Origin of the sequence: uncultured Alsobacter sp., assembly GCF_945952055.1 — a bacterium.
Lineage (GTDB): Bacteria > Pseudomonadota > Alphaproteobacteria > Rhizobiales > Beijerinckiaceae > Alsobacter.
Genome location: NZ_CAMFHB010000035.1, coordinates 1 through 13,928 on the forward strand (window position 1 = coordinate 1; position 13,928 = coordinate 13,928).

The following is a 13,928-nucleotide window of genomic DNA, read 5'->3' on the forward strand; positions in this document are numbered from 1 at the left end:
GGCCGCCCCCGCGCGTCGCGAGCCGCTCGCGCCGCCGGCCATGCCGGTCGCCGCCGTCGCTCCCCCGGTGCTGTCCGCGCCGGCCGAGACCACGGCCGACGAGCTCGCCGCCGCCGTGGAGCCGATCGTCGCAGCCGCCGTCGCCGAGGCGCAGGCGAGCCAGACGATCGCGCTCGACCTTCCCCTGGAGCCGGGCACGGGACGCCCGAACCCGGGCGAGGTTCCGGCGCCGGAGGTCGAGGCCGACACCGAGGCCGCCGCTCAGCCGGAAGCCAAGGGCGCGTCCAGCTTCATCGCCGCCGCGCGCGAGGCCGCCCTTGCGGCCCAGACGTCTCGCCGCAGCCGGCGGGACCAGAAGGCGGCCGCCCGCCCCGCGCCGGCTTCGGCCGCCGAACCCAGCAAGAGCGGCAGCCTCATCGAGCGCACGCGCCGGCCGATCCTGATCGGCCTTGCCGTCGTGGTCCTGGCTCTCGGCACGGCCCAGGTGCTGCGCACGGCTCTCAACTCCGGCAACGAGCCGGCGCCGACGGGCGGCAAGCCCGCGAACGGCACGCCGGCTCCCGCAGCGCCCGAGCGCAGCTCCGATGCCGGCAAGACCGTCGACGGCAACGACCCGGTGAGCACCGGCACGCTGCCGCAGGCATCCAGCCCGCAGCGCAACGTGCCGAAGGCGCCCTCCGTCCCGGCGCTCCCCCCCGGCGCGTTGAACCCGGGCCCGGCCAGCGGGCAGAGCAGCGAGGTCACGCCCCCCAGGCTGACGCCGGACGCGGTCGCGTCGCTGGGCACCGCGCCCCAGCCGCCCGGCGCCGCCATCGACCCCGCCCCGATGCCCGTGCCGCCGCTCGGCGACCTGGGCCGCGCCCTGCTGCCCACCGGCCTGCAGAAGGCCGCCACCTCCGGCAATCCGGCCGCGGCCTACGAGGTCGGCGTCCGGCTCCAGGAGGGCAAGGGCATTCCGCGCGATCCCAAGCTGGCGGCCCGCTGGTTCGAACGCGCGGCCTCGATGGGCGTCGCCCCGGCCCAGTATCGTCTCGGCAGCATGTACGAGAAGGGCGTCGGGGTGACCGCCGACGCCGCCATCGCGCGCAGCTGGTACGAGAAGGCGGCCGTGAAGGGCAACGCCAAGGCCATGCACAATCTGGGCGTGCTCGCTGCCGACGGCGCGGGCGGCAAGCCCGACTACGTCGCGGCGGCCGCGTGGTTCCGCCAGGCCGCCGAACTCGGCGTCCGCGACAGCCAGTACAATCTCGCCATCCTCACCGCGCGCGGCCTCGGGATCGCGCAGAACCTGGCCGAATCCTACATGTGGTTCAGCCTGGCCGCGGCGCAGGGTGACGAGGACGCCGGGCGCAAGCGCGAGGACGTCGCGGCCCGCCTCGACGCCACCACGCTGGCCAACGCCAAGGCGGCGACGGACGGCTTCCGGCCCAAGACCCCCGACGTGAGCGCCAACGACGTGAGCCCGCCCCCGGGCGGCTGGGACGACAAGGGCAAGTCCGCCAAGAGCTGATCGGGCGAGCCGGCGCCGACGGCCCGGCGCGGCGGCCGGGCCACACCGGCCGCGTTCCGTCCGCTGCGGCGCCAGTCGATCGTTGACGCGGGCCGCACCTCTGCCCTTGATGCGTGCGGTCGCATGACTTGCGCTTGAGCAAACGCCCGAGGCGAGCATGCCCGGTCCCGGACGGAAGGGCTTGCGTGCAGATCTACCTGCCCATCGCCGAACTGCCCGTGAGCATCTTCCTGGTGCTTGGCCTGGGCGCGGCCGTGGGCTTCATCTCGGGCATGTTCGGCGTGGGCGGCGGGTTCCTGATGACCCCGCTGCTCATCTTCATCGGCATCCCGCCGGCCATCGCGGTGGCCACGGAATCCGCGCAGATCGCGGCGTCGTCGATGACCGGCGCGATCGCCTACTGGCGGCGCAGGGCGCTGGACGTGAAGCTCGGGACGGTGCTGCTCGTCGGCGGCATCGCGGGAACGGTCCTCGGCGTCTGGTTCTTCAACGCCATGCGGCGGCTCGGCCAGCTCGAGCTCGTGATCGTCATCTCCTACGTGGTCCTGCTCGGCGCCGTGGGCGGGCTCATGCTCGTGGAGAGCCTGCGCGCGCTGATCTCGGCCCGGCGCGGCACGCCGCCGCCGCGGCGCGTCGGAGGGGCCCATCCCTGGTACTTCGGCCTGCCGTTGCGCATGCGGTTCCACCGCTCGAAGCTCTATCTCAGCGTCATCCCTCTCGCCGTGCTGGCCACGACGATCGGCTTCGCGGGCGCGGTGCTGGGCATCGGCGGCGGCTTCCTGATGGTGCCGGCGTTGATCTACCTGTTCCGCGTGCCGACGGCGGTGGTGGTGGGCACCTCGCTGTTCCAGATCCTGTTCACGATGGTCGCGGCGACCATCCTCCACGCCGTCACCAACCAGGCCGTCGACATCGTGCTCGCGCTGCTGCTGGTGGTGGGCGGCGTGTGCGGGGCACAGTTCGGCGCCCGCGCGGGCAAGAACGTCAAGGGCGAGCATTTCCGGCTGATGCTGGCCCTGATCGTGCTGGCCGTCGGAATCCGCTTCGCCAGCGACATCGCCCTTCCGCCCGAGGAGCGTTTCTCGCTCGGCGTGATGGAGGTGCGCTGATGGGCCGGGCCGCGGCGCTGGCGATCATCGCCGTCCTGGCGGCGCAACCGGCCCGCGCCGAAGGCCTCGTGCTGTCCCTCTCCAGCCATCGCGTGCAGATCACTCAGACCTATACGGGCGCCGAGCTGGTGATCTTCGGCGCCATCATGCGCGATGCCAGCAGTGCCGGCCGGCAGGGCCGCTACGACGTGGTCGTGACGGCCAGCGGGCCGAAGGGATCGACGGTCGTCCGGGAGAAGGTACGGACAGGCCCGATCTGGGCCAACCTGTCGCAGCGCAAGTTCGTCAACGTGCCCGCCACGCTGGCCGTCCTGGCCACGCGCGAGATCGACGAGGTGGCGGAGCCGATCCTGCGGACGCGCTACGGCCTGGGACTGGACGCGCTCATCGTGCGTTCGGGGCCCGACCAGGTCGAGGACGCGCCGTTCCGCGAGGCGTTGATCCGGCTCAAGCAGGAGGCCGGCCTCTACGTGGAGGACGGGCGCGGGGTGACCTTCATCACGCCCGGTCTCTTTCGCGCCACGGTGCCGGTTCCCGCGACTGCGCCCGTGGGAACCTACGACGTCACCGTCGCGCTGCTGTCCGAAGGCGTCCAACTCGCCAGGGAGTCCACCCATTTCGAAGTGACCAAGGTCGGCTTCGAGCAGGCGCTCGCCCAGGCCGCCCGCACGAGGGCGTGGCTTTATGGCCTGTTGACGGCCAGCATGGCACTGCTCTTCGGGTGGATGGCCACCATCATCTTCCGGCGTGACTGACGCCCAGCACGGAACAGGACATGACCCACGACACGCACCAGCATGCCGCCGCCGACGATCCCCGCGCGATTCCGCTCCCGGCGCTCCTTCTCGGGGCAGGAGGCGTCCTCCCCTTCGCGACGCTGGCGGTGGCCGCGCTGCTCGGCCTCGAATGGCGCTACGGCTTCGCACCGGGATCGGCACGCACCGGCCTGATCTGCTACGGCGCGGTGATCCTGTCCTTCCTCGGTGGCGTACGCTGGGGCCTGGCGCTGAAGCACGGTGCCGAGCACCAGACCGGCCTGCTGGTGGTTTCGGTGCTGCCCTCGCTCGCCGCCTGGCTGGCGCTGCTGCTGCCACGCCCCCACGACCTGACCTTGCTGATCGCCTGCTATCTCGCCCTCGCGGTCGCCGACTTCGCGATGGTACGGCGCGGCCACGCCCCGGCCTGGTACGCCACGCTGCGCCTGTTGCTCACGGCCGCGGTCGTTCTGGTGCTGATCGTGGCGCTGGCGTTCCTGCCGTTCGAGCCCGAGTGAGCCCATTGGACCGGCAGGACGCGATGGCGGCGGTATGAATTTATCCTACCAGATGCTACAGTGATCCAACGGAGTAGCTGGCATATCCGATGTAACGAAAAGAAGCTTCAGCCTGCCGGTTGAGCATGCGGATTTCATCGATCGTCTCGTCGCAACGGGAGCTTACGCCTCCGGAAGCGAAGTCGTGCGTGCAGGCCTGCGGGCGCTGCAGGAACGCGACGCTGCCGTCGAGAGATGGCTGGCGGCAGAGGTGGCCACCGCGTTCGACTTGACCAAAGCCGATCCGTCGCGGACCTGCCAGGCAAGCGAAGTGTTCAACAGCGTCCGTGCGCTGCACGCCAAGCGTCTGACGTCCGGGACATGAGGTCGAGGACCGTCGACGACCTGCTGGGGTAGCCGTGCCGCCGGTCAATCCGGCGAAAGCTGGTGACCTGCCACGGCGTAGACACGGCCTGCCCCCAGCATGTGGGCGGTGAAGCGGCGGCCGGCGAAGAGGGGCGAGAAGGCGCCGTCCAGCACGTTGAGGCCTCCGGCATAAGTTCCGAAAGCCGGCATCACGCAGCGCCGGCCGTCGGACACGAAGCAGCGCCGGCGCACCGCCCTGCCGCGAAGCCGCACCTTGCCGGCAGGATGGAGATGGCCCGCGATTTCCGGGCCCGTCTCGCCAGGACGCGGCTCATGCCGCAGCATCACGCCCCCCAGCGCCAGCTCGGCCGCCACCGTGCCGCCGAGTGCCGGAACGGGGTCGGGATCGTGGTTGCCGGTCAGCCAGATCCAGTCGCGGCCGGCCTGAAGCCCGGCCAGGGTGGCGAGATCGTCCTGCGCGATGCGCGCGGCCGCGCCGCGGTCATGCAGCGTGTCGCCCAGCGCGACCACCAGGCGTGGCTGCCAGCGCCGCACGGCCTGCGCCAGCAGGGCCAGCGTCGCGCGACTGTCGTAGGGTGGCAGGAGCATGCCGCGCGCGGCATAGGCCGACCCCTTCTCCAGATGCAGGTCGGCGACGAGCAGGACGCGCTCGTCCGCATCCACCAGCGCGCCGCAGGCATCGGCGACGAACGCCAGCGGCCCGACGGCAAGCGACGTCGTCGCGGCCATCGCCTCGTCCTCCGCTCTCTCCGGTGCCGCGCTCACGCCAGGGCCTCTTCGAACAATTGCGCCTCGGCCTGCGCGAGGATCTCCTCGGCCGCCTCGCCATAGACCGCCTCGCGCCCGATCTCCAGAAGCACGGAGACGGCCAGCGGCGACACGTGGTCGAGGTTCTTGTGCACGATTCGCCCCCGGATGCGGGAGAGGCAATCGGCGAGCCGCCGCAGGTCGAGGAGACCCGTGGCCGCATCGGCACGCGTCGCCTCGAGCAGGACGTGGTCGGGCTCGTGCCGGCGCAGCACGTCGTAGACGAGGTCGGTGGACATGGTGACCTGCCGGCCGGTTTTCTCCTGCCCTGGAAAGCGGCGCTCGATGAGGCCGGCGATGATGGCGCAATGGCGGAAGGTCCGCTTCATCAGCGACGATTCGGCCAGCCACTCCTCCAGGTCGTCGCCCAGCATGTCCTGCGAGAACAGGCCGTCGAGCGTGAGGCGTCCCTGCGCCAGCGCGGCGCCGATGTCGGCGAGGCCCCAGACACCGAGGCCGTAGTCGGTGACCACGAAGCCAAGCGGCTTCAGGCGCGCCCGCTCGAGCCGCCGGGTGATCAGCATGCCGAGCGTCTGGTGCGCCAGCCGGCCCTCGAAGGGATAGGCCACCATGTAATAGCGACCTGACCGCGGGAAGGTCTCGACCAGCATCTCGTCGCGCCGCGGCAGCACCGACTTGCGCCGCTGCGTCTCCAGCCAGTCGGCGACCCCGCCCGGGATCCGCCCCCATACGGCCGGATCGGCCAGCATCCCCCGCACCCGCTCGGCCAGAAAGGTGGAGAGGGGGAACTTCCCGCCGGCATAGGACGGGATCTTCGGATCCGTGCCCGGCGAGGTGCGCGACACGATCACGTCGGTTTCGGCGATCGCTTCGAAGCGCAGGACCTCGCCGGCGAACACGAAGGTGTCGCCGGGCAGGAGCGTCTCGGCGAAATACTCCTCCACCTCCCCCAGCACCCGGCCGCCGCGCACCGGCGCTCCCGGCGATCCCGGCGCGCTGCGGCGGATGCGCCCGAGGCGCACCTTGAGCATGGGCTCCTCGACGATGGTGCCGACGTTCATGCGGTACTGCTGCGCGATGCGTGGATTGGCCACGCGCCAGAGCCCGTCCTTGCCCTCGCGGATCTTGGCGAAGCGCTCGTAGGTGGCCAGCGCGTAGCCGCCGGTCGCCACGAAGCGCACGACCCGGTCGAAGGTCTCGCGCGGCAGCCAGCCATAGGGGGCGGCCGACACGACCTCGGCATAGAGAGCGTCGATGGAAAAGCCCCCCGCACAGGCCATGCCGAGAACGTGCTGGGCGAGGACGTCGAGCGCGCCCTTGCGCGCCTCCGGTGTGTCCTGCGCCGCGTCCGCCACGGCTTCGAGAGCCGCCCGGCACTCCATGACTTCGAAGCGGTTGGCCGGCACGAGAATGGCCTGCGAGGCCTCGTCGAGCCGATGGTTCGAGCGCCCGATGCGCTGCATGAGCCGGCTCGCACCCTTGGGCGCGCCGACGTTCACGACGAGGTCCACGTCGCCCCAGTCGATGCCGAGATCCAGCGTGGACGTGCAGACCACGGCCCGCAGCGCGCCCGACGTCATCGCCGCCTCAACCTTGCGACGCTGGCCGACGTCGAGCGACCCGTGGTGCAGCGCGATCGGCAGGCCTTCGTCGTTGATGCGCCAGAGCTCCTGGAACACGAACTCGGCCTGCATGCGCGTGTTGACGAAGATCAGCGTCGTGCGGTGGGCGAGGATCGCGTTGTAGATCGGCTTCATGGCGTGCAGCGCCGTGTGCCCGGCGAGCGGCAGACGATTGGCCGCCTCCATGATGCGGATGTCGGCGCGGGCCCCGCCCCGCACCACCACATGGGCCGCCATGGCGGGTCCGATCGTTCCGTCGGGGCGAAGCTGCTGCGGCACGAGGAAGCGGCGCAGGTCGTCCGGTTCGCGCACCGTGGCCGACAGGCCGATCGCCGACAGGCCGGGCGCGAGGCGATGCAGGCGCGCCAGCCCGAGGGCGAGCAGATCGCCGCGCTTCGACGTGACGAGGGCATGGAGTTCGTCGAGCACGACGCGCTTCAGGCCGGAAAAGAACTCCTCCGCCTCGCGGTGGGCCAGGAGGAGGGCGAGTTGCTCGGGCGTCGTGAGCAGGATGTGCGGCGGGCGCTCCATCTGCCGCGTGCGCTTGTGGGCCGGCGTGTCGCCGGTCCGAGTCTCGATGCGAAGCCCCAGCTCCATCTCGGCCGCAGGCATGTCCAGGTTGCGCGCGACATCGACGGCGAGCGCCTTCAGCGGAGAGATGTAGAGCGTGTGCAGGCCCTTGGGGGGCTGGCCCTCGGCGAGGTCGACGAGGCTCGGCAGAAACCCCGCGAGCGTCTTGCCGGCCCCGGTCGGCGCGTCGAGCAGCACCGATTGCCCCTGCCGGGCAAGGGCCAGCAGGTCGAGCTGGTGCCGCCGTGGGGTCCATCCACGCCCGGCGAACCACTGCGCGAAGCGCGGCGGCAGGACGTCCGGTGGCGGGGAAGTGTCGTCGATCACGCTCACGGTCCAGAGCTAACGCATGCGGCCAGAAGGTGGAATCCGGCTTGGCGAGGAAAAGAGGCTGCTGAGGCCGAAAAGTGTCGGTGCCGCGCGGGAGCGCGACAAGGGGACGCGGAGAGGCCCGCTCAGGAGCGCCGGCAGACGACCACGAGGCTCGGCAGCGGCTCGCCGCGCTCGCGCCGCTCCCAGGTCCGGACGCAGCGGATCACCGGCAGCCCGTGCGCGGCGCCGAGCGCGCGTAGCCGGTTTTCGCCGTGGCGAAAGCGCAGGTCGGCGCCGACCCCGATCCCGTCCTCCGGCTCCTCGCCCGGCGCAAAGGTCTGGCTGGTGAAGGCGAAGTGGCCGCCCTGCTTCAGCGCCGCCGCGACCTTGGCGAACAGCCCGTCCGGATCCCCCACATAGACGAGCACGTCCGCCGCCGTCACCAGGTCCAGCGAGGCCGCGGGTTCGCGGCCCAGCACGTCGAAGAGGCTCGCGGCCTCGACCCTGTCGTAGATGCCGCGGCGGTCGGCGGCGGCCACCATGACCGGCGAGAGGTCGCAGCCCCCGAGCCAGGACGCGCGGGCACGGATGGCCTCGCCCATGAGCCCGGTTCCGCAGCCCAGGTCGAGGACGCGCAGGCCGGAGCCCGGGGCACCGACTGCGTCCAGGGCGTCCACGATCAGCGACGGTCCGCGGTAGTCCAGATGCCGGGTGAGATGCCGCTCGAAGCGCGGCGCGTAGTCGTCGAAGAGGCTCGCGACATAGGCATCGGTCATCGCCTGCCCCGGGGAGCCCTGGCCGAGGCGGGCGAGCCGCGGCCCGACGCCCAGCCGATCGGCGGCATCGAGCACCAGGCAGCGACGAAAGGCCTCCACCGCGCCCGCGCGATCGCCGGACGCCTCCCGCGCATCGCCCAGCCCGAGCCAGATCGGGGCCCATCCGGGCACGATCTCCGCCGCCTGCTCGAAGAGGTCGATCGCCTCGGCGGCGGCACCGTCCTTCAGGGCGGCCATCGCCCAGGCATAGCGGCGATCGGCCGCGAGATCGCCCGAACTGCGCAGGGTGGCTGGAAACGGGCTGTGGTCATCCATCCCCTAGCCCTGCCTGCGCGCCGGCCTGCTGGCAAGAGAAAGCGGGGCCGCCGAGGCCATGTGCGGTTTCGCACATACGCCCGGCGCGATGAGGCGCATGGTGACACCCATGCCGGACGCCACTCCGGACAACAGCTCGCAAAGGGAGCCCGTCATGACCACGATTTCGCTGTCGCGCCGCCTGACCGCCTCGGCCGTTGCCGCCGTGGCTCTCGCGGGTGTCGCCCTCGCCTCCTCCACCTCCGCGGAAGCCGGCTACCGGTATGGCTATGGCTACGGTGGCGGCGCGGTGGCGGCCGGCATCGTCGGCGGCCTGGCGCTCGGCGCCATCGCGGCCTCGGCGGCCCGCCCGGCCTATTACGGCCCCGGCTATTACGCACCGGCCTACTATGCGGGTCCGGCCTATCCGTCCTGCTACGTCGTGCGGCACCGCGTGATGACCCCCTACGGCTGGCGCCGGGTCCGCGAAACCGTCTGCGACTGAGCCAGTTATCCCTCCAGACTTCGCGTTGCGTCTTCCTCCCCTCCGCAACGCCCAACTGGGCCCCGCCACCCGCGGGGCCCTTTTTGTTGGCACCGCGCTTTGTCACGGGGCATGACGCACCCTATCTCTTCCCCGATGAGACCCAGTGATCTGCTCGTGTCCACGCCCGCCGGCCTCTATTGCCCGCCGGCGGACGTCCACATCGACCCGGTGCGTCCGGTGGCGCGCGCGCTCATCACCCACGGCCATTCCGACCATGCCCGCTCCGGCCACGGCGCCGTCCTGGCCACGGCCGAGACGCTCGCCATCATGGCGGTGCGCTATGGCGAGGACTTCGCCGGATCGACCCAGGCCGCCGATCTCGGCAAGCCGATCGACCTCGGCGGCGTGACCGCGACCTTTCACCCCGCCGGCCACGTGCTGGGCTCGGCGCAGATCGCGGTCGAATCGGGCGGACTGCGCATCGTCGCGTCGGGCGACTACAAGCGGGCCCGGGATCCGACCTGCCGGCCGTTCGAGCCGGTCCCCTGCGACGTCTTCATCACCGAGGCGACCTTTGGGCTTCCCGTCTTCCGCCATCCCGACACGCGGGCCGAGGTCGACAAGCTCCTGGCGTCGGTGCGCCTCTTTCCGGAGCGCTGCCACATCGTCGGCGCCTATGCCCTGGGCAAGGCCCAGCGGCTCATGAGCCTGCTGCGCGAGGCAGGCTGGGACGGGCCCATCCACATCCACGGGGCACTGGAAAAGCTCACCGCCTTCTACGAGGCGTCCGGCGTGCCGCTCGGCCCGGTCGTCAAGACGGCGGGACTGCCCAAGGCGGCGCTCGCCGGCGCCATCGTCATCTGCCCGCCCGGACAGATCCAGGACCTCTGGTCCCGTCGCTTCCCCGATCCCGTGACGGCCTTCGCATCGGGCTGGATGCGGGTGCGGGCCCGCGCCCGCCAGCGCGGCGTCGAACTGCCCCTCGTCGTCTCCGACCACGCGGACTGGAACGACCTCATCGCGACGATCGGGGAGACCGGCGCCGGGGAGGTCTGGGTCACGCACGGCCAGGAGGACGCCCTGGTCCACTGGTGCATCACCCACGGCATCCGCGCCCGGCCGCTGCATCTGGTGGGCTACGGCGACGAGGGAGAGGCGGAGCCGGGCGACGAGCCGGCGCCCACGCCGGCGACACCGGAGACGGGCACATGAACCGCTTCGCCGCCCTGCTCGATCGCCTGGCCTACGAATCCGGTCGCAATGCCAAGCTGCGGCTCCTGACGGATTATTTCCGCTCGACGCCGGATCCGGAGCGCGGCTTCGCGCTCGCGGCCACGGCCGGCAGCCTCGTCTTCGCCAATGCCAAGCCGGGCCTGATCCGCGCCCTCATCGCCGAGCGGACCGACCCCGTGCTGTTCGGGCTGAGCTACGACTACGTGGGCGATCTCTCCGAGACGGTGGCCCTGATGTGGCCCACGCCGGCGGGGCCCGGCCCCGGCCACAACCAGCCGCCGCCGACCCTGGCGGAGGTGGTCGAGAGGCTGCAGAACGTCGGCAAGAGCGAGTTGCCGGGGCTGCTCGCGCGCTGGCTCGACGGTCTCGACGAAACGGGGCGGTGGGCGCTTCTGAAGCTGATCACCGGCTCGCTGCGCATCGGCGTGTCCGCGCGCCTCGCCAAGAGCGCGGTGGCGGCGCTCGGCCCGCTCCAGCCCGACGACATCGAGGAGGTCTGGCATGGCCTCGAGGCGCCCTACGAGGCGCTGTTCGCCTGGGCCGAGGGGCACGGCCCGCGGCCGGAGGCCGACGACCCGGCTCCCTTCCGGCCGCCCATGCTCGCCCATCCGATCGAGGATGGCGACTTCGACGCGCTCGACCCGTCGGCCATGACGGCCGAGTGGAAATGGGACGGCATCCGCGTGCAGGCGGTGGCCGGCCGCAGGCCCGACGGGCGCTTCGTGTCGCGGCTCTACTCGCGCACCGGCGACGACATCTCCCAGAGCTTCCCGGACCTCGCCGACGCGCTGCAGATGGACGCCGCCATCGACGGCGAGCTCCTCATCCTGCGCGAAGGCCGCGTCCAGTCGTTCAACGTGCTGCAGCAGCGCCTCAACCGGCAGTCCGTCTCGCCCAAGATGCTGGTCGACTATCCGGCCCATATCCGGGCCTACGACCTGCTGCACCTCGACGGCGAGGATCTGCGTCCCCTGCCCTTCCGCGAGCGGCGGGCGCGCCTGGAGGCCTTCGTCGCGGGCCTCGCCGAGCCGCGCATCGACGTCTCGCCGCTGATCGGCTTCGGCAGCTGGGACGAACTCGCCGCCGCGCGGGCCGACCCCGGCTCGGCCGGGGCGGGCGAGGACGCCGGGGCGGTCGAAGGCTGCATGATCAAGCGGGCCGACAGCCCCTACGTGCCGGGGCGTCCGAAGGGTCTCTGGTACAAGTGGAAGCACGACCCCTTCGTCATCGACGCCGTGCTCATGTATGCCCAGCGCGGCCACGGCAAGCGCTCGTCCTTCTACTCGGACTTCACCTTCGGCGTCTGGACCGGGGAAGAGGGACCGGGCGACCTCGTCCCGGTCGGCAAGGCCTATTTCGGCTTCACCGACGCCGAGCTGCAGGAGCTCGACCGCTTCGTCAGGCGCAACACGGTGAACCGCTTCGGTCCGGTGCGGGAGGTCGTGCACGCCCCGGACCAGGGTCTGGTCCTGGAGGTCGCCTTCGAAGGAATCGCCCGCTCCGCCCGCCACAAGTCGGGCGTCGCCATGCGCTTCCCGCGCGTCTCGCGGATCCGATGGGACAAGCCGCCCGGCGAGGCCGACCGCCTGCCCACCCTCGAACGGCTCATCGCCCGGCATGAAACCGGACAGGCGCGCAGCGCGTAGACAGGTCGCCGGTTGGCCCGGCCCCTCGTTTCCGGAGCGCCCATGCCCCTTCGCATCCTCTTCGCCGCCGTCGCCCTCGCCCTGCTCGGTCTCATCGGCTGGGCCTTCGGCGCAGCGCCGTTTTGGGCGAGCGTCTCAAAGGTCGTGGCCGACCCGTGGGGCCTCGTGATGCTGGGCGATCTCTATGCCGGGTTCCTGGCCACCACGGCCCTGTTCTTCGTGGTGGAGAAGCCCGGCCGCGCGGCGGCCTTGTTCGTCGCCCTGATGGTCCTGGGCAACGTGGTCACGCTGCTGTGGCTGGCCGCCCGCGCCTGGCCCCTGCTGCGACAGCGCTTCGCGACTGCTTGAACGTCAGCGGCAGCTTTCGACCAGGCGCCGGATGAACGCCACGCCGCGGTCGATCTCGGCCAGGGTGATGTATTCGTCCGGCTGGTGGGCCTGGTTGATCGAGCCCGGCCCGCACACCACCGTCGGCAGGCCCTGGCGCTGGAACTGGCCCGCTTCGGTGCCATAGGGCACCGTCACCGTCTGGTTCCGGCCTGCAAGGCGCAGCGCCAGGGTCTCGGCGGCGGAGCCCGGCTCGGGCTTCAGGCCCGGAACGTTGACGTCCATCACCGTCTCGATGGAGGCGGGCCACCCGTCGGCGCGCAGCCGCGGCAGCACGACACGGTCTCCGAACGCGGTGAGGTCGCGGGCGACGCCGAGTTCGTCCGTCCCGGGCACGCCGCGCACCTCCCAGTGCAGGGTGCAGAGCTTCGGCACGATGTTGCGCGCCGTGCCGCCGTGGATGGTGCCCACGTGCACGGTGGCGTAGGGCGGGTCGAAGCGGCCCGACGGATCGCCCGCAGCTCGCAGCACGTCGCCGAGACGGTCGAGCTCGGCCACGAGCGCCGCTCCGCCCGAAACGGCGTTGGCGCCCAGATAGGGCTTGGAGGAATGCGATTCGTGCCCGTGCACGCTCGTCACGAAGGTGACCACGCTCTTGTGCGCGTCCGCCACCTCGAGTTCGGTGGGTTCGCCCACGAAGACGACACCGGGGCGCGGCGCCTCGGCGCCCATCCTGCGGATGGCGTCGATGACGCCCAGGCAGGTCGTCTCCTCGTCGTAGCTCAGCAGAATGTGGATCGGCCGCTGCAGCGGCAGCCGCTTCATCTCGGGGATCTGCGACAGGACGATCGCGTCGAAGCCCTTCATGTCCACGGCGCCGCGGCCGTAGGCCCGACCATCCGCGATCCGCAGGGTGAAGGGGTCCGTGGTCCAGGCCTGCCCGGTGACCGGAACGACGTCCGTGTGCCCCGACAGCACGATGCCGCCGTCGACCATCGGCCCGAGGGTGGCATAGATGGCGGCCTTGTCGCCCGCCGCGTTCGGCAGCCGAACGTAGGGAACGCCCTGCTCGTCGAGATAGGCGCAGACGAAATCCACGAGCGGCAGATTGGACTTCGAACTCTCCGTGTCGAAGCCGACGAGCCGGGACAGGAGGGCGAGAGGAGACGGATCGATCATGCCCTACCCTGCCGCCGCGGCCGGCTTGCGGTCAATGGACGACCCGGGCCGCATGCGGGCTGTCGAGCGAAAAGGCCGGGATGACGACCGTGAACGACTCGCCCGAGGAGGACTGCATGACGTAGTGCCCGGACATGATGCCCTGCGGCGTCGGCAGCGGGCATCCGCTGGTATAGTTGAAGCTCTCGCCCGGCGGCAGCTTGGGCTGCTTGCCGACGACGCCCTCGCCACGGACTTCCTGCACGCGCCCCTGCTCGTCACGAATGTGCCAATAGCGGGAGCGCAACTGGACGGTGTCCTTGCCGAGGTTGACGATCTCCACCGTATAGGACCAGAAATACCGGCCCTCGTCGGGCGACGACTGGTCTTCCATGAAGGCCGGCGTGACCGTGACCTGGATCTGGTTCGTGACGGCCCGATACATCGCTCAGGAATCCAACTCCGCCGGCCGCCGCG

Annotated in this window: 13 protein-coding genes and 1 pseudogene; 9 read left to right on the top strand and 5 right to left on the bottom strand. The window is 71.3% G+C overall.

What is annotated here, in order from left to right; all coding sequences use genetic code 11:
• From Q0Q47_RS21725 to Q0Q47_RS21745, 5 genes and pseudogenes are all read left to right on the top strand, one after another.
• Nucleotides 1-1,510, top strand: a pseudogene (locus tag Q0Q47_RS21725) (hypothetical protein); the annotation flags it as partial.
• A gap of 185 nt (nt 1,511-1,695) precedes the next feature.
• Entirely contained in the window at nt 1,696-2,619 is a 924-nt protein-coding gene (locus tag Q0Q47_RS21730) for a sulfite exporter TauE/SafE family protein (RefSeq protein ID WP_293864734.1), read from the top strand.
• Nucleotides 2,619-3,374, top strand: coding sequence for a TIGR02186 family protein (locus tag Q0Q47_RS21735; RefSeq protein ID WP_293864737.1), 756 nt, complete (start codon nt 2,619-2,621; stop codon nt 3,372-3,374). Before Q0Q47_RS21730 ends, Q0Q47_RS21735 begins: the two co-directional genes overlap by 1 nt.
• A 20-nt stretch (nt 3,375-3,394) precedes the next feature.
• Nucleotides 3,395-3,892, top strand: a complete 498-nt coding sequence (locus tag Q0Q47_RS21740; RefSeq protein ID WP_293864740.1) for a DUF3429 domain-containing protein — start codon at nt 3,395-3,397, stop codon at nt 3,890-3,892.
• An 82-nt stretch (nt 3,893-3,974) separates the two neighbouring features.
• Nucleotides 3,975-4,256, top strand: coding sequence for a type II toxin-antitoxin system ParD family antitoxin (locus tag Q0Q47_RS21745; RefSeq protein ID WP_293864917.1), 282 nt, complete (start codon nt 3,975-3,977; stop codon nt 4,254-4,256).
• A 44-nt stretch (nt 4,257-4,300) separates the two neighbouring features.
• Here the strand turns inward: Q0Q47_RS21745 and pdeM are convergent, their stop codons facing one another.
• The 3 genes from pdeM to Q0Q47_RS21760 form a co-directional block, all read right to left on the bottom strand.
• Nucleotides 4,301-5,023, bottom strand: coding sequence for a ligase-associated DNA damage response endonuclease PdeM (gene pdeM / locus Q0Q47_RS21750; protein WP_293864743.1), 723 nt, complete (start codon nt 5,021-5,023; stop codon nt 4,301-4,303).
• Complete coding sequence (locus tag Q0Q47_RS21755) at nt 5,020-7,545, bottom strand: ligase-associated DNA damage response DEXH box helicase (protein ID WP_293864746.1); 2,526 nt, start codon at nt 7,543-7,545, stop codon at nt 5,020-5,022. Before Q0Q47_RS21755 ends, pdeM begins: the two co-directional genes overlap by 4 nt.
• 128 nt (nt 7,546-7,673) lie before the next feature.
• Nucleotides 7,674-8,621, bottom strand: coding sequence for a methyltransferase (locus Q0Q47_RS21760; RefSeq protein ID WP_293864749.1), 948 nt, complete (start codon nt 8,619-8,621; stop codon nt 7,674-7,676).
• 154 nt (nt 8,622-8,775) lie between these two features.
• Here Q0Q47_RS21760 and Q0Q47_RS21765 point away from each other — a divergent pair, with 154 nt between their 5' ends.
• From Q0Q47_RS21765 to Q0Q47_RS21780, 4 genes are all read left to right on the top strand, one after another.
• A complete protein-coding gene (locus Q0Q47_RS21765; RefSeq protein WP_293864752.1) occupies nt 8,776-9,105 on the top strand; it encodes a hypothetical protein in 330 nt (109 codons plus the stop codon).
• A 135-nt stretch (nt 9,106-9,240) separates the two neighbouring features.
• On the top strand, nt 9,241-10,299 hold the full coding sequence (locus tag Q0Q47_RS21770; protein WP_367278285.1) for a ligase-associated DNA damage response exonuclease: 1,059 nt from the start codon (nt 9,241-9,243) through the stop codon (nt 10,297-10,299).
• Nucleotides 10,296-11,966 (top strand): cisplatin damage response ATP-dependent DNA ligase, encoded by a 1,671-nt coding sequence (locus tag Q0Q47_RS21775; protein ID WP_293864758.1) that lies wholly within the window; start codon nt 10,296-10,298, stop codon nt 11,964-11,966. Before Q0Q47_RS21770 ends, Q0Q47_RS21775 begins: the two co-directional genes overlap by 4 nt.
• A 42-nt stretch (nt 11,967-12,008) precedes the next feature.
• Nucleotides 12,009-12,314 (top strand): hypothetical protein, encoded by a 306-nt coding sequence (locus Q0Q47_RS21780; RefSeq protein ID WP_293864761.1) that lies wholly within the window; start codon nt 12,009-12,011, stop codon nt 12,312-12,314.
• Between the two features lie 3 nt (nt 12,315-12,317).
• Here the strand turns inward: Q0Q47_RS21780 and argE are convergent, their stop codons facing one another.
• Together argE and apaG are read right to left on the bottom strand one after the other, a co-directional pair.
• Nucleotides 12,318-13,472, bottom strand: coding sequence for an acetylornithine deacetylase (argE, locus tag Q0Q47_RS21785; protein ID WP_293864764.1), 1,155 nt, complete (start codon nt 13,470-13,472; stop codon nt 12,318-12,320).
• A gap of 31 nt (nt 13,473-13,503) precedes the next feature.
• Nucleotides 13,504-13,896: a Co2+/Mg2+ efflux protein ApaG gene (gene apaG, locus Q0Q47_RS21790; protein ID WP_293864767.1), complete on the bottom strand. Its 393-nt coding sequence runs from the start codon at nt 13,894-13,896 to the stop codon at nt 13,504-13,506.
• Nucleotides 13,897-13,928 lie beyond the last annotated feature (32 nt).